Source organism: Vibrio sp. 661 (genome assembly GCF_033339315.1).
Classification (GTDB): domain Bacteria; phylum Pseudomonadota; class Gammaproteobacteria; order Enterobacterales; family Vibrionaceae; genus Vibrio; species Vibrio alginolyticus.
The window spans coordinates 72,308-89,163 of the sequence record NZ_JAWOUJ010000004.1; the positions used below are offsets into that span (position 1 = coordinate 72,308).

The 16,856-nt window shown below is 45.3% G+C and carries 32 protein-coding genes; 2 read left to right on the forward strand and 30 right to left on the reverse strand.

Going from position 1 to position 16,856, the window contains the following annotated elements; all coding sequences use genetic code 11:
• Positions 1 to 18: 18 nt before the first annotated feature.
• A complete protein-coding gene (locus tag R7P69_RS10450) occupies positions 19 to 615 on the reverse strand; it encodes a LysM-like peptidoglycan-binding domain-containing protein (RefSeq protein ID WP_017820296.1) in 597 nt (198 codons plus the stop codon).
• Between the two features lie 232 nt (positions 616 to 847).
• On the opposite strand from R7P69_RS10450, the gene R7P69_RS10455 reads away from it, so the two are divergent.
• Together R7P69_RS10455 and R7P69_RS10460 are read left to right on the forward strand one after the other, a co-directional pair.
• Complete coding sequence (locus R7P69_RS10455; RefSeq protein WP_005383137.1) at positions 848 to 1,468, forward strand: FKBP-type peptidyl-prolyl cis-trans isomerase; 621 nt, start codon at positions 848 to 850, stop codon at positions 1,466 to 1,468.
• Positions 1,469 to 1,621: 153 nt separating this feature from the next.
• Complete coding sequence (locus R7P69_RS10460; RefSeq protein WP_017820297.1) at positions 1,622 to 2,101, forward strand: DUF2780 domain-containing protein; 480 nt, start codon at positions 1,622 to 1,624, stop codon at positions 2,099 to 2,101.
• Between the two features lie 135 nt (positions 2,102 to 2,236).
• Here the strand turns inward: R7P69_RS10460 and rplQ are convergent, their stop codons facing one another.
• The 29 genes from rplQ to rpmE all read right to left on the reverse strand — a co-directional run bounded on the left by rplQ (position 2,237) and on the right by rpmE (position 16,573).
• On the reverse strand, positions 2,237 to 2,617 hold the full coding sequence (gene rplQ / locus R7P69_RS10465; RefSeq protein ID WP_005383141.1) for a 50S ribosomal protein L17: 381 nt from the start codon (positions 2,615 to 2,617) through the stop codon (positions 2,237 to 2,239).
• A gap of 26 nt (positions 2,618 to 2,643) precedes the next feature.
• The gene (locus tag R7P69_RS10470; RefSeq protein ID WP_005383143.1) at positions 2,644 to 3,636 is read right to left on the reverse strand and encodes a DNA-directed RNA polymerase subunit alpha; all 993 of its coding nucleotides are present in this window, start codon (positions 3,634 to 3,636) and stop codon (positions 2,644 to 2,646) included.
• 24 nt (positions 3,637 to 3,660) lie between these two features.
• On the reverse strand, positions 3,661 to 4,281 hold the full coding sequence (gene rpsD, locus R7P69_RS10475; protein WP_005383146.1) for a 30S ribosomal protein S4: 621 nt from the start codon (positions 4,279 to 4,281) through the stop codon (positions 3,661 to 3,663).
• 27 nt (positions 4,282 to 4,308) lie between these two features.
• A complete protein-coding gene (gene rpsK / locus R7P69_RS10480; RefSeq protein WP_001118870.1) occupies positions 4,309 to 4,698 on the reverse strand; it encodes a 30S ribosomal protein S11 in 390 nt (129 codons plus the stop codon).
• An 18-nt stretch (positions 4,699 to 4,716) separates the two neighbouring features.
• Entirely contained in the window at positions 4,717 to 5,073 is a 357-nt protein-coding gene (gene rpsM, locus R7P69_RS10485; protein ID WP_005383154.1) for a 30S ribosomal protein S13, read from the reverse strand.
• 149 nt (positions 5,074 to 5,222) lie between these two features.
• Entirely contained in the window at positions 5,223 to 5,336 is a 114-nt protein-coding gene (gene rpmJ, locus R7P69_RS10490) for a 50S ribosomal protein L36 (RefSeq protein ID WP_000868186.1), read from the reverse strand.
• Between the two features lie 38 nt (positions 5,337 to 5,374).
• Positions 5,375 to 6,709 (reverse strand): preprotein translocase subunit SecY, encoded by a 1,335-nt coding sequence (gene secY / locus R7P69_RS10495; protein WP_005379562.1) that lies wholly within the window; start codon positions 6,707 to 6,709, stop codon positions 5,375 to 5,377.
• A gap of 20 nt (positions 6,710 to 6,729) precedes the next feature.
• The gene (rplO, locus tag R7P69_RS10500; protein ID WP_005383155.1) at positions 6,730 to 7,164 is read right to left on the reverse strand and encodes a 50S ribosomal protein L15; all 435 of its coding nucleotides are present in this window, start codon (positions 7,162 to 7,164) and stop codon (positions 6,730 to 6,732) included.
• A 5-nt stretch (positions 7,165 to 7,169) separates the two neighbouring features.
• Positions 7,170 to 7,346, reverse strand: coding sequence for a 50S ribosomal protein L30 (gene rpmD, locus R7P69_RS10505; protein ID WP_005379565.1), 177 nt, complete (start codon positions 7,344 to 7,346; stop codon positions 7,170 to 7,172).
• 7 nt (positions 7,347 to 7,353) lie between these two features.
• The gene (gene rpsE / locus R7P69_RS10510) at positions 7,354 to 7,857 is read right to left on the reverse strand and encodes a 30S ribosomal protein S5 (protein ID WP_004745894.1); all 504 of its coding nucleotides are present in this window, start codon (positions 7,855 to 7,857) and stop codon (positions 7,354 to 7,356) included.
• A 14-nt stretch (positions 7,858 to 7,871) separates the two neighbouring features.
• A complete protein-coding gene (rplR, locus tag R7P69_RS10515; RefSeq protein ID WP_005379568.1) occupies positions 7,872 to 8,225 on the reverse strand; it encodes a 50S ribosomal protein L18 in 354 nt (117 codons plus the stop codon).
• 9 nt (positions 8,226 to 8,234) lie between these two features.
• Positions 8,235 to 8,768 (reverse strand): 50S ribosomal protein L6, encoded by a 534-nt coding sequence (gene rplF, locus R7P69_RS10520; protein WP_005379570.1) that lies wholly within the window; start codon positions 8,766 to 8,768, stop codon positions 8,235 to 8,237.
• 13 nt (positions 8,769 to 8,781) lie between these two features.
• On the reverse strand, positions 8,782 to 9,174 hold the full coding sequence (gene rpsH / locus R7P69_RS10525) for a 30S ribosomal protein S8 (RefSeq protein WP_005379572.1): 393 nt from the start codon (positions 9,172 to 9,174) through the stop codon (positions 8,782 to 8,784).
• 29 nt (positions 9,175 to 9,203) lie between these two features.
• The gene (gene rpsN, locus R7P69_RS10530) at positions 9,204 to 9,509 is read right to left on the reverse strand and encodes a 30S ribosomal protein S14 (protein ID WP_004410442.1); all 306 of its coding nucleotides are present in this window, start codon (positions 9,507 to 9,509) and stop codon (positions 9,204 to 9,206) included.
• Positions 9,510 to 9,526: 17 nt separating this feature from the next.
• Positions 9,527 to 10,066: a 50S ribosomal protein L5 gene (rplE, locus tag R7P69_RS10535; RefSeq protein ID WP_005379573.1), complete on the reverse strand. Its 540-nt coding sequence runs from the start codon at positions 10,064 to 10,066 to the stop codon at positions 9,527 to 9,529.
• Between the two features lie 23 nt (positions 10,067 to 10,089).
• On the reverse strand, positions 10,090 to 10,407 hold the full coding sequence (rplX, locus tag R7P69_RS10540) for a 50S ribosomal protein L24 (protein WP_005379574.1): 318 nt from the start codon (positions 10,405 to 10,407) through the stop codon (positions 10,090 to 10,092).
• A 13-nt stretch (positions 10,408 to 10,420) separates the two neighbouring features.
• On the reverse strand, positions 10,421 to 10,792 hold the full coding sequence (gene rplN / locus R7P69_RS10545; RefSeq protein ID WP_004410450.1) for a 50S ribosomal protein L14: 372 nt from the start codon (positions 10,790 to 10,792) through the stop codon (positions 10,421 to 10,423).
• A gap of 162 nt (positions 10,793 to 10,954) precedes the next feature.
• The gene (gene rpsQ, locus R7P69_RS10550) at positions 10,955 to 11,209 is read right to left on the reverse strand and encodes a 30S ribosomal protein S17 (RefSeq protein WP_005379575.1); all 255 of its coding nucleotides are present in this window, start codon (positions 11,207 to 11,209) and stop codon (positions 10,955 to 10,957) included.
• A complete protein-coding gene (gene rpmC / locus R7P69_RS10555) occupies positions 11,209 to 11,400 on the reverse strand; it encodes a 50S ribosomal protein L29 (protein WP_005379576.1) in 192 nt (63 codons plus the stop codon). The genes rpsQ and rpmC overlap by 1 nt, the downstream gene beginning before the upstream one ends.
• The gene (rplP, locus tag R7P69_RS10560) at positions 11,400 to 11,810 is read right to left on the reverse strand and encodes a 50S ribosomal protein L16 (RefSeq protein ID WP_005379577.1); all 411 of its coding nucleotides are present in this window, start codon (positions 11,808 to 11,810) and stop codon (positions 11,400 to 11,402) included. The genes rpmC and rplP overlap by 1 nt, the downstream gene beginning before the upstream one ends.
• Before the next feature lie 11 nt (positions 11,811 to 11,821).
• Complete coding sequence (rpsC, locus tag R7P69_RS10565) at positions 11,822 to 12,520, reverse strand: 30S ribosomal protein S3 (RefSeq protein WP_005383161.1); 699 nt, start codon at positions 12,518 to 12,520, stop codon at positions 11,822 to 11,824.
• Positions 12,521 to 12,538: 18 nt separating this feature from the next.
• Positions 12,539 to 12,871: a 50S ribosomal protein L22 gene (rplV, locus tag R7P69_RS10570; protein ID WP_005383164.1), complete on the reverse strand. Its 333-nt coding sequence runs from the start codon at positions 12,869 to 12,871 to the stop codon at positions 12,539 to 12,541.
• Positions 12,872 to 12,881: 10 nt separating this feature from the next.
• On the reverse strand, positions 12,882 to 13,160 hold the full coding sequence (gene rpsS / locus R7P69_RS10575; RefSeq protein ID WP_004394525.1) for a 30S ribosomal protein S19: 279 nt from the start codon (positions 13,158 to 13,160) through the stop codon (positions 12,882 to 12,884).
• Positions 13,161 to 13,181: 21 nt separating this feature from the next.
• On the reverse strand, positions 13,182 to 14,006 hold the full coding sequence (gene rplB, locus R7P69_RS10580) for a 50S ribosomal protein L2 (RefSeq protein WP_005383168.1): 825 nt from the start codon (positions 14,004 to 14,006) through the stop codon (positions 13,182 to 13,184).
• Positions 14,007 to 14,021: 15 nt separating this feature from the next.
• A complete protein-coding gene (rplW, locus tag R7P69_RS10585; protein WP_004398471.1) occupies positions 14,022 to 14,324 on the reverse strand; it encodes a 50S ribosomal protein L23 in 303 nt (100 codons plus the stop codon).
• Positions 14,321 to 14,923: a 50S ribosomal protein L4 gene (gene rplD / locus R7P69_RS10590; protein WP_005379556.1), complete on the reverse strand. Its 603-nt coding sequence runs from the start codon at positions 14,921 to 14,923 to the stop codon at positions 14,321 to 14,323. Before rplD ends, rplW begins: the two co-directional genes overlap by 4 nt.
• A gap of 17 nt (positions 14,924 to 14,940) precedes the next feature.
• The gene (gene rplC, locus R7P69_RS10595) at positions 14,941 to 15,570 is read right to left on the reverse strand and encodes a 50S ribosomal protein L3 (RefSeq protein WP_005379555.1); all 630 of its coding nucleotides are present in this window, start codon (positions 15,568 to 15,570) and stop codon (positions 14,941 to 14,943) included.
• A 14-nt stretch (positions 15,571 to 15,584) separates the two neighbouring features.
• Positions 15,585 to 15,896, reverse strand: a complete 312-nt coding sequence (rpsJ, locus tag R7P69_RS10600) for a 30S ribosomal protein S10 (protein WP_004410492.1) — start codon at positions 15,894 to 15,896, stop codon at positions 15,585 to 15,587.
• A 455-nt stretch (positions 15,897 to 16,351) separates the two neighbouring features.
• The gene (rpmE, locus tag R7P69_RS10605) at positions 16,352 to 16,573 is read right to left on the reverse strand and encodes a 50S ribosomal protein L31 (protein WP_005379546.1); all 222 of its coding nucleotides are present in this window, start codon (positions 16,571 to 16,573) and stop codon (positions 16,352 to 16,354) included.
• Positions 16,574 to 16,856 lie beyond the last annotated feature (283 nt).

Below are 16,856 nucleotides of genomic sequence, written 5' to 3' on the forward strand. Positions count from 1 at the left end.
TCTTTTCATTTGAAGCGTTTACTTGTTACGTCCAAAGGTCCCATCCGATAAACGGAAAAACATAACGGACCGCCCGCTTTTTTCCAGCTGTAGCATATCTAACTCACCTTCGTCACTAAGCTTAAAGCGAATCAATTGTCCCTGCTTTATTTGGCTTAGCGGCTTATCACTGCCTTCTATTTTGACCAGAGCGCTAAGATCCGCCATAGAGAGCTGATTACTTCTGAAAACCTGCGCTAATGTATCACCATTTTTAACCGTGTACTCTTTCCAGTCTTCAGATTTCGGTCCAGAGTTCTGAGAGGTTCTCTGCTGGCTTAAACTCTGCGCGTTCAGCTCAATCGCTACGCGTTGATGATCGACCTCAGTCTGCTCAACTGGTTGATCTGTTTTATTTGGCAAAGGAATAACAAGGAGTACCAGAATCAATGGCACTAAGACCATCAAAGCACGCTGATGAAATTTAGGCAGACGCAACCAAAACTGCTTAACAGGCTGTATACGCTCCAACCATTGCTCTTTGTTGAACGGCTGCTTCCAGTCGATAGCAGCGAATTTTTGTTTAACCAATTCGACATAGTCGACTTGCTGCTTTTTCTTTCTGCGACGATTCATTGTAATGAGTCCCTTAATACTTCTACGGTCAGTATAAAAATACCGACGCGGAGAGTATATGTTTTTCACCAAACTAAAATGGAATTGGGATTAAATTAGCAGAAATTTCACTTGGAGTAAGAGATAAGTCACAACCTGGCCGCCTCAATTAAGCATTCAGTCGCAATCATTTAAACCTAAGCTCGAAACTGATATCCTGTTACCTTTATCACTCCTAATAAGAGCGACATTCATGTCTGAAATTAAATTTGAAACTGCAGAACAAAAAGCAAGCTACGGCATTGGTCTGCAAATGGGTCAGCAACTTGCAGGCTCTGGTCTTGAAGGTCTTAGCGTTGATGCTATCGCAGCAGGTATTGCAACAGCACTAACTGGTGACATGCCATCAATCGAAATTGATGAAATCAACAAAGCACTACAAGAACTTCACACTCGTGCAGAAACAGCTCGCCAAGAAGCAGCAAAAATTGCGGCAGCAGAAGGCGAAGCGTTCCTAAAAGACAACGCTCTACGACCTGAAGTTAACGTTCTAGACTCTGGTCTTCAGTACGAAATCATTTCTGAAGGTACTGGTGCAGTTCCTACAGCAGAAAGCTCAGTTCGCGTTCACTACCACGGTGAGCTAACTGACGGTACTGTATTCGATAGCTCTGTATCTCGCGGTCAACCTGCTGAATTCCCTGTTACAGGTGTAATCAAAGGTTGGGTAGAGGCACTACAACTAATGCCTGTTGGCTCTAAGTGGAAGCTATACGTACCACAAGATCTTGCGTACGGTGAGCGTGGCGCTGGTGCGGCTATCCCTCCATTTGCAGCTTTAGTTTTCGAAGTAGAACTATTAGATATTATCTAATTGAAACCATTTTCAATTATGATTAAATAAAACGGCGCACTAGCGCCGTTTTTTTGTCTAAACTGAATAGACTTTCTCACCTCTGAACCTTTCACTCTGATAGCCTTTAAAAATAAAATCACTTTTAAAAAACGCTCAACCTTTGGAGGTACTATGCGTAAAACACTCCTAACTCTAGCACTCCTATCAATCAACATTGGTAGTGCGCACGCATTCTTAGATTCAGTCACTCAAAAAAGTAAAGAAAGTGGCCTGATGGACATGGTCGGCAGCAGCTTGAACACCGAGTCATCTCCATTAACAGACATGCTAACTAGCCAATTACCAGTATCCACTGAGCAAGCAGCCGGAGGCAGTGGTGCGCTACTCGCTTTGGCTCAAAGCCAGCTTTCGCAAGAAAATAGTAGTGAATTACAGTCTTTGATTCCTGGACTTTCAAACTTGCAAGGAGCACAAAGCTTACTAGGAAATATTGAGAATATCAGTGCAGTAAAAAGTGCATTCGATACGTTAGGTTTAGATCCATCTATGATCAGTCAGTTTGCTCCAGTAATCTTGGATTACTTGAACAAGCAAGGCGCTAGCGAAGGGCTTCTAAGTTCGTTGGGCGGGTTGTGGAATACTAGTAAATAAGCGCAAGTGATAATCACTTTTTAAATTGCCAGTCTGCATGGGTTGAAATAAATGCAGGCTGGATATAAAGGTTTACTGAATTACAGATACAAAAAAGCCGAGCTAATGCTCGGCTTTCTCGTTCTTACGAACTGATTACTCAGCAGCTTCTTCAGCAGCTGGGCGATCTACAAGCTCAATGTAAGCCATTGGAGCTTTATCACCAGCACGGAAGCCAGCTTTTAGGATACGAGTGTAACCGCCCTGACGAGCAGCAAAACGTGGACCTAGTTCGTTAAATAGTTTTGCAACTACTTCGTTGTCACGAGTACGTGCAAATGCTAGACGACGGTTAGCAACACTGTCAGTCTTAGCTAGTGTAATCAAAGGCTCAACTACGCGACGTAGCTCTTTTGCTTTTGGCAAAGTAGTCTTGATAACTTCATGACGTACTAGAGAGCTAGCCATGTTGCTGAACATCGCTTTGCGATGTGAGCTGTTGCGGTTGAGTTGACGACCACTCTTACGATGGCGCATGACCTAATCCTTCTAACTAGTATCGATTAATCTTCAGCGATTGATGCAGGTGGCCAGTTTTCTAGGCGCATGCCCAGAGACAGACCACGTGACGCAAGTACGTCTTTAATCTCAGTAAGAGATTTTTTACCAAGGTTAGGCGTTTTAAGTAGCTCAACCTCAGTGCGTTGTACTAGATCACCGATGTAGTGAATCGCTTCTGCTTTCAAACAGTTAGCAGAGCGAACTGTTAGTTCAAGATCGTCTACAGGACGCAGTAGGATCGGATCGAATTCTGGCTTCTCTTCCTTCTCCTCAGGAACTCGTACATCACGAAGATCTACGAATGCATCCAATTGTTCAGCTAGGATTGTAGCTGCACGACGGATTGCTTCCTCAGGTTCTAGAGTACCGTTTGTTTCCATATCGATAACAAGCTTGTCTAGATCAGTACGCTGTTCTACACGAGCTGCTTCTACAGCGTAGGCAATTTTGTCTACTGGGCTGTAAGTAGCATCTACTAGTAGGCGACCGATAGGACGCTCGTCTTCTTCGTTATGGATACGCGCAGAAGCTGGAACATAACCACGACCACGTTCAACTTTGATACGCATTGCGATCTCAGCGTTGTCATCCGTTAGGTGACAAATTACGTGTTCAGGGTTAGCGATCTCTACATCACCATCATGGGTGATGTCACCTGCAACCACAGGGCCCGAGCCTGATTTGTTCAAAGTAATGAACACTTCATCTTTGCCTTCGGCAACGCGCACAGCCAAACCTTTAAGGTTTAGAAGAATTTCAAGAATATCTTCTTGAACGCCTTCTTTCGTGCTGTACTCATGAAGTACGCCTTCAATTTCTACTTCTGTTACAGCACAACCTGGCATAGAAGATAGAAGGATGCGGCGAAGTGCATTACCCAGAGTATGACCAAAGCCACGCTCTAATGGCTCAAGAGTTACTTTTGCGTGAGTCGAGCTGATTTGTTCGATGTCAACTAGACGTGGCTTAAGAAATTCTGTTACAGAACCCTGCATTGTGTCCTCTCTTTAGTTTAAACCTTACTTAGAGTAAAGCTCGACGATCAATTGTTCGTTGATGTCAGCTGATAGATCAGAACGCTCAGGCATACGCTTGAATGTACCTTCCATCTTGCCACCATCTACTTCAATCCAAGTTGGTTTTTCACGTTGTTCAGCAACTTCTAGAGCTGCTTTGATACGAGCTTGCTGTTTAGCTTTCTCGCGAATAGAAACAACGTCATTAGCCGCTACTTTGAAAGAAGGAACGTTTACAACTTTACCGTTTACTAGGATAGCTTTGTGGCTAACTAGCTGACGTGCTTCTGCGCGAGTTGCACCAAAGCCCATGCGGTAAACTACGTTATCAAGACGACCTTCAAGAAGCTGAAGTAGGTTTTCACCAGTGTTGCCTTTTAGGCGAGCAGCTTCTTTGTAGTAGTTACGGAATTGTTTTTCTAGAACGCCGTACATACGACGTACTTTTTGCTTCTCACGAAGCTGAACGCCATACTCAGATAGACGACCGCGACGAGCGCCGTGTACACCTGGTGCGTTATCAATTTTACACTTGGTATCGATCGCGCGAACACCAGACTTAAGGAATAAGTCAGTGCCTTCACGACGGCTAAGCTTCAGCTTAGGACCCAAATATCTTGCCATGATTCTTCTCCAATTGTCCTAGAAACGTTATACGCGACGTTTCTTAGGTGGACGACAACCGTTATGAGGGATTGGTGTAGCATCAACGATGTTTGTGATGCGGAAACCAGCGGCGTTTAGTGCACGAACAGTAGATTCGCGACCTGGACCAGGACCCTTAACCATAACTTCCAAGTTCTTTAGGCCGTATTCTTTAGCCATTTCAGCACAACGCTCAGCAGCAACCTGTGCAGCGAACGGAGTAGACTTACGAGAACCACGGAAACCAGAACCACCTGCAGTAGCCCATGCAAGAGCGTTACCTTGACGGTCAGTAATGGTTACGATTGTGTTATTGAAAGAAGCATGGATGTGCGCAACGCCATCTGCAACTTGCTTGCGTACGCGCTTACGAGCGCGAGTTGGTTGTTTAGCCATTGTACTCTACCTTCCCGATTATTTCTTGATCGGCTTACGCGGACCCTTACGGGTGCGAGCGTTGGTTTTAGTACGCTGTCCACGTAGTGGTAGACTGCGACGATGACGAAGACCACGGTAACAGCCAAGGTCCATAAGACGCTTGATGTTCATAGATACTTCACGACGTAGATCACCTTCTACAGTGTACTTAGCTACACCATCACGCAGTTGATCGATCTGCTCTTCAGTTAGTTCACTGATCTTAACATTTTCAGCAATACCCACTTCAGCTAGGATAGCTTGAGAGCGAGTTTTACCGATGCCGTAGATCGCTGTTAGAGCGATTACTGCATGTTTCTGATCAGGAATGTTAATGCCTGCTATACGGGCCATTATTCACTCCTAAGTGTTTCTATAAAAGAATTAGCCGCAGCAAAGCCCGTTATGGATACGCTGCGGAATACTACTTCTTTTGCACGCAAAAGGTAGGCCGAGGAATATACTCGACCCAACCTTCATTTTCAAGTAAAAATTTCTGCTAATTAGCCTTGGCGCTGTTTGTGCTTTGGCTCACTGCAAATCACGCGAACGACACCGTTACGCTTGATTACTTTACAGTTACGGCAGATTTTTTTAACGGAAGCACGAACTTTCATTGCTAAACTCCGTAAATGAAACTGAGTCTACCGCCGGATTAACGGCCGTAGCCTTTCAGATTCGCTTTCTTCAACACAGAATCATACTGTTGAGACATCAGATGAGTCTGTACCTGTGCCATAAAGTCCATAATTACAACAACTACGATTAGTAGCGATGTACCGCCGAAGTAGAAACGTACGTTCCACGCGACCATCATGAACTCGGGAATCAGACAGATAAAGGTAATGTACAGTGCACCAGCAAGGGTTAAACGTGTCATTACTTTATCAATGTATTTCGCTGTCTGCTCACCTGGGCGGATACCGGGTACGAATGCACCAGACTTCTTCAAGTTATCTGCTGTTTCACGCGGGTTGAAAACCAACGCCGTGTAGAAGAAACAGAAGAAGATAATTGCTGCTGCATAAAGCATTACATACAACGGTTGACCAGGGCTAAGAGCCAAAGACACGTCAGTTAACCAACCGAACGCGCTGCTCTCACCGTTTTGACCAAACCACTGAGCCAATGTTCCTGGGAACAAGATAATACTTGATGCAAAAATCGCTGGAATTACACCTGCCATGTTAATTTTAAGAGGCAAGTGCGAGCTTTGCGCAGCAAACACTTTACGACCCTGTTGACGTTTCGCATAGTTAACGACGATTCGGCGTTGACCACGTTCCATGAAAACAACGAAGTAAATTACTGCAAAAGCTAATACCGCGATTAGCAACAGAAGAAGTACATGCAATTCACCTTGACGCGCTTGCTCGATTGTTTGACCGATTGCAGAAGGCAATCCAGCAACAATACCTGCAAAAATCAGTATCGAAATACCGTTACCAATTCCGCGCTCTGTAATTTGTTCACCTAACCACATCAAGAACATGGTACCGGTTACTAAACTTACGGTAGCAATTAGCGTAAACATGGTTTGGTTGATAACAACCAGATTGTCGACCATGTTTGGTAGGCCAGTTGCAATACCTATAGCTTGGAAGGTTGCAAGTACAAGCGTGCCGTAGCGTGTGTATTGGCTTATCTTACGACGGCCTGCTTCACCCTCTTTTTTGAGTTCAGCTAACGCTGGATGAACTACAGTTAGCAATTGGACAACAATAGATGCCGAAATATACGGCATGATGCCCAATGCTAATATAGATGCACGCTCAAGAGCACCACCGGAGAACATGTTAAACATTTCAACGATGGTACCTTTTTGCTGTTCGAACAAATCGGCAAGTACAGCAGCGTCAATACCAGGAATCGGCACAAAAGAGCCGGCTCGGAATACTAAAAGTGCACCAATTACGAATAACAAGCGCGACTTTAGTTCACTTAAGCCGCTCTGAGCACTACGAAAATCTTGTCCTGGTTTCTTAGCCATCTGTACCTCGTTCCTCGAGATTATTCCTCGATTTTACCGCCTGCAGCTTCGATTGCAGCTTTAGCGCCTTTAGTCACACGTAGACCTTTAACAGTCACTGCTTTGTTGATTTCACCAGAAAGAACAACTTTTACAAATTCGATGTTCTTAGTGATGATGTTAGCAGCTTTAAGACTGTTTAGATCAACTACGTCACCAGAAACTTTCGCTAGCTCAGCTAGACGAACTTCAGCAGACACTAGGCTCTTACGAGAAGTGAAACCGAATTTTGGTAGACGTTGTTTCAGAGGCATCTGACCGCCTTCGAAACCTGGACGAACACTGCCGCCAGAACGTGATTTTTGACCTTTGTGACCACGGCCACCAGTTTTACCTAGGCCTGAACCGATACCACGACCTACTCGCTTCGCAGAAGTTTTCGCGCCAGCAGCCGGTGCTAGAGTATTCAAACGCATTCTGATTACTCCTCAACTTTAACCATGTAGTAAACCTTGTTGATCATACCGCGAATACACGGAGTATCTTCAAGTTCTACTGTGTGGTTGATTTTACGAAGACCTAGACCGCGCAAAGTAGCTTTGTGCTTTGGCAGACGACCAATTGAGCTTTTAGTTTGAGTTACTTTAATAGTTGCCATGGTGTTCTTACTCCGAAATAGATTCAACAGTTAGACCACGTTTAGCAGCAACCATTTCTGGTGACTTCATGCTACCTAGTGCATCGATCGTTGCACGAACGATGTTGATAGGGTTCGTAGAACCGTACGCTTTAGATAGTACGTTGTGTACACCAGCAACTTCTAGTACTGCACGCATCGCACCACCTGCGATAACACCAGTACCTTCTGCAGCAGGCTGCATGTAAACTTTAGAGCCCGAATGGCGACCTTTCACTGGGTGGTGAAGAGTGCCTTCGTTTAAAGCGATCGTAGTCATGTTACGACGCGCTTTTTCCATTGCTTTTTGAATCGCTGCAGGTACTTCACGAGCTTTGCCGTAACCGAAACCTACACGACCGTTACCGTCACCAACTACTGTTAGTGCAGTGAAGCTCATGATTCGACCACCTTTAACCGTTTTAGAAACACGGTTAACTGCGATTAGCTTTTCTTGCAAATCATTCGCTTGAACTTGTTGTTCTTTAGCCATCTTCCAACCCTACCTTAGAATTTCAGACCAGCTTCGCGAGCAGATTCTGCTAGCGCCGCTACTCGACCGTGGTATTGGAAACCAGAACGATCAAATGCAACTGCAGTTACGCCCTTCTCTAGAGCGCGCTCAGCAATAGCTTTACCCACTGCTTTAGCTGCATCAACGTTACCAGTGTATTTCACTTGCTCACGGATCGCTTTTTCTACAGTAGAAGCTGCTGCGATAACCTCAGAGCCGTTAGCCGCGATAACCTGTGCGTACACGTGACGAGGAGTACGGTGTACAACTAGGCGAGTCGCACCCAGTTCTGCAATCTTACGACGTGCACGTGTAGCACGACGGATGCGAGATGCTTTCTTATCCATAGTGTTACCTTACTTCTTCTTAGCTTCTTTAGTACGCACATTTTCATCTGCGTAACGAACACCTTTGCCTTTGTATGGCTCAGGCTCACGGTAAGAACGAATGTCAGCCGCAACTTGACCAACTAGTTGCTTGTCAGCACCAGTGATCACGATTTCAGTTTGGCTTGGACATTCAGCTTTAATACCCGCTGGCAACTCGTGCTCAACTGGGTGTGAGAAGCCTAGTGTTAGACCTACAGCGTTGCCTTTGATAGCAGCACGGTAACCTACACCTTTAAGAGTTAGCTTCTTAGTAAAGCCTTCAGTAACACCAACAACCATGTTGTTAACTAGAGCGCGAGCAGTACCTGCTTGAGCCCATGCGTTAGCAACACCTTCTTTAGGACCGAAAGTCAGGTTATTTTCTTCCTGAGCGATTACAACTGCGTTGTTAAGAACGCGAGTTAGTTCGCCTTTCGCACCTTTTACAGTGATTTCTTGGCCGTTTAGTTTCACCTCTACGCCAGCTGGAATAGCGACAGGTGCTTTTGCAACACGAGACATAGTCTACTCCTTATTAAGCTACGTAAGCGATGATTTCACCACCAAGACCTGCTTTACGTGCAGCGCGGTCTGACATAAGACCCTTGGAAGTAGAAACGATAGCAATACCAAGACCACCCATTACTGAAGGAAGTTCATCTTTCTTCTTGTAAACACGTAGACCTGGACGAGAAACACGTTTAAGTTGCTCGATTACTGGTTTAGCTTGGAAGTACTTAAGTGTAACTTCTAGCTCAGGTTTTGCTTCGCCTTCAACAGCGAAGTCAACGATGTAACCTTCAGCTTTTAGTAGTGCAGCAATTGCAACTTTAAGCTTTGAAGAAGGCATTTTTACAGCAACTTTGTTTGCTGCCTGACCGTTACGAACGCGGGTCAGCATATCCGAAATCGGATCTTGCATGCTCATATGATTTACTCCAAATGATTAAGTGGCAATTACCAGCTAGCCTTACGAAGACCCGGAATCTCGCCTTTCATGCAAGCTTCACGAACCTTAATACGGCTTAGACCGAACTTACGTAGGTAACCGTGTGGACGACCAGTTTGGTTGCAACGGTTGCGCTGACGTGATGCACTTGAATCACGTGGAAGAGATTGCAGTGTAAGAACCGCGTTCCAACGATCTTCTTCAGATGCGTTTACATCGCTGATGATAGCTTTTAGCGCTGCACGCTTTTCAGCGAACTTAGCTACTAGCTTCGCACGTTTTGCTTCACGTGCTTTCATTGAATTTTTAGCCATAACAGTAACCCTTCACCTTACTTACGGAATGGGAAGTTAAAGGCAGCCAGCAGAGCACGGCCTTCCTCATCAGTACCAGCAGACGTCGTAATAGTGATGTCTAGACCGCGTACTCGATCAACTTTATCAAAGTCGATTTCCGGGAAGATGATTTGCTCGCGAACGCCCATGCTGTAGTTACCGCGACCGTCAAAAGACTTAGCGCTAACACCACGGAAGTCACGTACACGTGGAAGAGCGATGTTAATTAAACGCTCAAGAAAATCCCACATACGTTCGCCACGCAAGGTTACTTTACAACCGATAGGGTAGCCTTCACGGATTTTGAAACCTGCAACAGATTTGCGCGCTTTTGTGATAAGTGGCTTTTGACCAGAGATCGTTGCCATATCAGACGCTGCATTTTCTAGCAGTTTCTTATCGTTGATTGCTTCACCAACACCCATGTTTAGGGTGATTTTCTCGATTCTAGGGACTTGCATGACGCTTGTGTAACCGAACTGTTTGGTCAGTTCAGCGACTACAGACGACTTGTAGTAATCATGCAGTTTCGCCATAGTAGAACTCCAAATTACTTCTATTAGTTAGAAACGGTTTCGCCGTTAGACTTGAAGAAACGAACTTTTTTGCCGTCTTCAAAACGGAAACCGATACGGTCAGCTTTACCAGTAGCTGCGTTAAAGATAGCCACGTTAGAAACGTCGATAGCTGCTTCTTGCTCTACGATACCGCCTTGGATACCCATAGCTGGAACAGGTTTCTGATGTTTCTTAACTAGGTTGATACCTTCAACGATAACTTTACCAGTTGCTAGAACCTTAGTTACTTTACCTTTCTTGCCTTTGTCTTTACCAGCAAGAACGATTACTTCGTCATTACGACGGATTTTAGCTGCCATTTCTACGTGCTCCTTACAGAACTTCTGGAGCCAGTGAAACGATCTTCATGAACTTATCGCCACGAAGTTCGCGTGTCACAGGACCAAAGATACGTGTACCGATTGGTTGCTCAGTATTGTCGTTTAGCAATACGCAAGCATTTCGGTCGAAGCGAATGACAGAACCGTCAGGACGACGTACGCCTTTACGGGTGCGCACTACCACCGCCTTCAGAACATCACCTTTTTTAACTTTACCGCGAGGGATTGCTTCCTTCACAGTAACTTTGATGACGTCACCGATATGTGCATAACGGCGGTGAGAGCCACCCAGAACCTTAATACACATTACGCTGCGTGCGCCTGAGTTATCAGCTGCGTCCAGCATACTTTGCATTTGGATCATGTTAGTGCTCCGCTAAATATTAATAACTAGACCCATCACGGGTCGGGCTGCCTCTTTAAAAGGGACGCGAATTGTACCACCCTTTTTTGTGATTGGGTAGTCAAAAAATAAACGGCTCCAAAAATATTTTGGAGCCGCTTTAGTTTCATAGAATTAACGAGATTAAATCTTCGCCTTTTCTAGAACTTTTACCAAAGTCCAAGACTTAGTCTTAGACAGTGGACGACACTCTGCGATTTCAACTGTGTCGCCTAGGCCACACTCGTTGTTCTCGTCATGTGCGTGTACTTTAGTCGTACGTTTTACGTATTTACCGTAGATTGGGTGTTTTACGAAACGTTCGATAGCAACAGTGATAGACTTGTCCATCTTGTCGCTAACAACACGACCTTGTTGAGTACGTTTTACTTCGCTCATTATGCGCCTGCCTTCTCAGTCAAAACAGTTTTCACACGTGCGATATCACGGCGTACAGCTTTCAGAGTATGAGTTTGCTGTAGTTGACCAGTCGCAGCTTGCATGCGCAAGTTGAACTGTTCGCGTAGCAAATTCATTAGCTCAGCGTTAAGCTCTTCAACGCTTTTCTCGCGTAGATCTTGTGCTTTCATCACATCACCTGCTTAGTTACAAATGTAGTTTTGAAAGGCAGTTTACGTGCCGCAAGACGGAACGCTTCACGTGCCAATTCTTCAGGTACACCACCCATTTCGTACATAACCTTACCAGGTTGGATTTGGGCTACCCAGTACTCAACGTTACCTTTACCCTTACCTTGACGAACTTCAAGTGGTTTTTCTGTGATTGGTTTGTCTGGGAACACACGGATCCAGATTTTACCTTGACGCTTAACGTGACGTGTCATTGCACGACGTGCCGCTTCGATTTGACGAGCAGTTAGACGACCACGGCCAACAGCTTTAAGACCGAATTCGCCGAAGCTTACATCAGTACCTTTAGCTAGACCACGGTTACGACCAGTCTGAACCTTACGGAACTTAGTACGTTTAGGTTGTAGCATCTGTCGACTCCTTACTTACGGCCTTTACGCTGCTTCTTAGGCTTGTCGCCTTTAGGCTCTACAGCGTTAGCTGCTGGCATACCACCTAGGATTTCACCTTTGAAGATCCAAGTTTTAATGCCGATCACACCGTATTGAGTGTGAGCCGAAGAAGTTGCGTAATCAATGTCAGCACGTAGAGTGTGTAGAGGCACACGGCCTTCACGGTACCACTCTGAACGTGCGATTTCAGCGCCGCCTAGACGACCGCTTACTTCCACTTTGATACCTTTAGCGCCTAGGCGCATTGCGTTCTGTACTGCGCGCTTCATAGCACGACGGAACATAACACGACGCTCTAGCTGAGACGCGATGCTGTCACCAACAAGTTGCGCATCTAGTTCAGGCTTACGTACTTCAGCGATGTTAATTTGCGCTGGTACACCTGCAATTTTAGCTACAGCTGCGCGTAGCTTCTCAACGTCTTCACCTTTCTTACCGATAACAACGCCTGGACGAGCAGTGTGAATAGTCACACGGATGCTCTTAGCAGGACGCTCGATAACGATACGTGATAGAGACGCTTTTTTCAGTTCACTTGTAAGGAACTGACGTACCTTGAAGTCGCCGTCTAGGTTGTCAGCGAAATCTTTGGTGTTAGCAAACCATGTAGCATTCCAAGGCTTAACGATGCCTAGACGAATACCATTTGGATGTACTTTTTGACCCATTGCTTACTCTCCTAGTCTCTAGCGATCTGCTACAACAACAGTGATGTGGCTTGAACGCTTCAAGATACGATCCGCACGACCTTTAGCACGAGGCATAATACGCTTCATGGTTGGGCCTTCATCTACAAAGATTTTTGCGACATTCAGATCGTCAATATCTGCACCTTCGTTGTGCTCCGCGTTAGCGATAGCAGACTCTAGAACTTTCTTAACTAGTGCAGCAGCTTTTTTGTTGCTGAACGTTAGGATTTCTAGAGCTTGGTCAACAGATTTACCACGGATTAGATCCGCAACTAAGCGAGCTTTCTGAGGCGAAATGCGAGCAAAGTTATGTTTAGCAATTGCTTCCATTATCTACTCCTTAGCGCTTCTTAGCTTTCTTATCCGCAGCGTGACCGCGGTAAGTACGTGTTGGTGCGAATTCACCCAGTTTGTGACCGATCATTTCATCAGTTACAAATACTGGTACGTGCTGACGACCATTATGGACAGCGATGGTCAAACCGATCATCGTAGGGATGATCATTGAACGACGGGACCAAGTCTTAATAGGCTTTTTGTCTCCGCTTTCCACCGCTTTCTCTACCTTCTTCAGCAAGTGTAGGTCAATAAAAGGACCTTTCTTGAGAGAACGTGGCATGGCGATTCCTCTTTATATAGATTACTTGTTACGACGACGTACGATGTACTTGTCAGTGCGTTTGTTCTTACGAGTCTTGAAGCCTTTAGTAGGCATACCCCAAGGAGATACTGGGTGACGACCACCAGAAGTACGACCTTCACCACCACCATGTGGGTGGTCAATCGGGTTCATTACAACACCACGAACCGTTGGACGGATACCGCGATGACGTGATGCACCTGCTTTACCAAGTTCACGTAGCATGTGCTCAGAGTTACCAACTTCACCGATTGTTGCACGGCCTTCAGAAAGAACTTTGCGCATCTCGCCAGAACGTAGACGGATAGTTACGTACGCACCGTCGCGAGCAACGATTTGAGCGTAAGCACCAGCCGAACGAGCTAGCTGACCACCTTTACCAGGCTTAAGTTCAACGTTATGTACTGTTGAACCTACTGGGATATTACGCATTGGTAGAGTGTTACCAGCTTTGATTGGTGCATCAACACCAGACTGAATAACATCACCAGCTACAACACCTTTAGGTGCTAGGATGTAGCGACGCTCACCGTCTTTGTAAAGAACTAGAGCAATGTTTGCGCTACGGTTTGGATCGTATTCAAGACGCTCAACTGTCGCTGGAATACCATCTTTAGTACGTTTGAAGTCAACTACACGGTAGTGGTGCTTGTGACCACCGCCGATGTGACGTACTGTGATACGACCCTTGTTGTTACGACCACCGTTCTTAGAGTTTTTCTCTAGAAGAGGTGCGTATGGCTTGCCCTTGTGTAGGTCAGCGTTAACAACTTTAACAACGTGACGACGACCAGGGGAAGTCGGCTTACATTTAACAATAGCCATTTTTAACTACTCCTGTTATTCCGCGCCGCCAACGAAGTCAAGATCTTGACCTTCTTTCAAAGTAACGTACGCTTTCTTAACGTCGCTGCGGCGACCTTGGCGTAGACCTTGACGTTTGGTCTTACCCTTAGTGATAAGAGTATTTACAGACTTAACTTCAACTTCAAATAGCTTTTCTACAGCTGCTTTGATCTCTTTTTTAGTCGCATCTTTAGCTACTTTGAAAACGATAGTGTTCGCTTTCTCAGCTGCCATAGTTGCTTTTTCAGAGATGTGCGGTGCACGTAGAACTTTTAGGATACGCTCTTCAGTGATCATGCTAGCATTTCCTCTACTTGCTTAACTGCTTCTGCAGTCATTACAACTTTGTCAAACGCGATTAGAGATACTGGATCGATACCAGCAACATCACGTGCGTCAACTTTGTATAGGTTACGAGCAGCTAGGAATAGATTCTCATCTACTTCGCTAGTCACGATTAGAGCGTCAGTTAGCTCAAGCTCTTTAAGCTTAGCAACTAGCTCTTTAGTCTTTGGTGCTTCAACTGAGAAGTTATCAACAACGATTAGACGCTCTTGACGAACAAGCTCAGAAAGAATGCTCTTCATAGCACCACGGTACATTTTTTTGTTTACTTTTTGGCTGTGATCTTGTGGTTTCGCAGCAAAAGTAACACCACCTGTACGCCAGATTGGGCTACGGATTGTACCAGCACGCGCACGGCCAGTACCTTTTTGACGCCATGGCTTAGCGCCACCGCCAGAAACTTCTGAACGTGTTTTTTGAGCACGAGTACCTTGACGAGCACCTGCTGCGTACGCAACAACTACTTGGTGTACAAGAGCTTCGTTAAACTCACGTCCGAAAGTAGTTTCGGAAACAGTTAGTGCATCGGCACCTTTAACCATTAGTTCCATTACTTACTCCTGAGACGTTATGCTTTAACAGCTGGTTTAACGATCACGTTGCCGCCAGTTGCGCCTGGGACTGCACCTTTAATAAGAAGCAGGTTGCGCTCAGCGTCAACACGTACGATCTCTAGGTTTTGAGTCGTTACACGCTCAGCACCCATGTGACCTGCCATTTTCTTGCCTTTAAATACGCGACCTGGAGTCTGACATTGACCGATAGAACCAGGAGCACGGTGAGACAATGAGTTACCGTGAGTCATATCTTGAGTACGGAAGTTCCAACGCTTAACAGCGCCTTGGAAACCTTTACCCTTAGATGTACCAGTAACGTCTACTTTCTTAGTTTCGTTGAATAGTTCAACAGTTAGTTCTGAACCAACTTCGAACTCTTCGCCGTTTTCTAAACGGAATTCCCAAAGACCGCGACCAGCTTCAACGCCAGCTTTAGCAAAGTGACCTGCTTCAGCTTTGTTTACGCGGTTAGCTTTCTTAGAACCAGCTGTAACCTGGATTGCTGCGTAGCCGTCAGTTTCAAGAGTTTTCACTTGAGAAACACGGTTAGCTTCAACCTCAACAACTGTTACTGGGATAGAAACGCCTTCTTCAGTAAATACGCGGGTCATGCCCACTTTACGACCGATTAGACCAATCATACTTCTAATCTCCCTTAACCTAGGCTAATTTGAACGTCAACGCCCGCAGCAAGGTCTAGACGCATTAGAGCATCAACAGTCTTGTCTGTTGGCTCAACGATGTCGATTAGACGCTTGTGAGTACGGATTTCGTACTGGTCACGTGCTTTCTTGTTAACGTGTGGAGAGATAAGAACTGTGAAACGCTCTTTACGAGTTGGCAGTGGGATTGGACCACGAACCTGTGCGCCAGTGCGCTTAGCTGTTTCAACGATTTCCGCTGTAGAAGCATCGATTAGTTTGTAATCGAAAGCTTTTAGGCGGATACGGATACGTTGGTTCTGCATGAGACAGAGCTCCAAATTTAATAAATTACACAAACAATATCGCCACTCAAACTCGTCAAGACGAGAGAATGCCGATTGATTTATGTGAAACCGTAGCATCCAAGATTAGGACGCATTGTCAGTTAATTTTCGATTAACTATCCCTATATGCCAAAGTCACCTTTGAGGATAGTTTTTCCGAAGAAAAGATAGCTAATTGTATTAACCGCGAACATAAGCTGAGTATACATTACCTCGCAAATCCTTAGATTTGCTCGCTCCTCACTGCTCATTGGTTCACAACTGGCTTAACCAGTGCGCTGCATTATACAGATCACACTTTAGGTTGCAAGCGCTGAGTGAAAAATAATCGGGAATATTCCAAACCCTATACATCCCTCTTCGCTTGGTAGCCATTAAACAAAAAGGACGCCGAAGCGTCCTTTTCTAAACTGTAATCGTAATAGCGGCTGCTATTATTTCTTACCGCTTGATAGTGCACCGAAACGCTTGTTGAAGCGATCAACACGGCCGCCTGTATCAACGATACGTTGCTTACCAGTGTAGAATGGGTGACACTTGTCACATACGTCTAGGTGGATAGACTCTTTACCTAGAGTAGAGTTGAACTCAAAAGAGTTGCCGCAAGAACAAGTCGCTTTTACTGCTTTGTATTCTGGGTGGATACCAGCTTTCATGGGATAACCTCAATAGTAGGCCGTGTCGCTATACGAATCTAAGCCGCACACCACACGCAATTAATAATAAAATGGGATACCGCATCAACTAATTGCCGACGCCATATCTCAAGGCGCCATATAGTAAAGAATCACATTGCTCGGATCAACACATTTGGCAACTTTTTCGCCACTTTTTTAGCCAGACTAATCATAGAGGCACGATTCACGCTGAATCGCATTGCTTTACTCGAATTTCCATACCGATTTTAATAGACTCTCATTTCCTTTCCCTCTTTTTTAA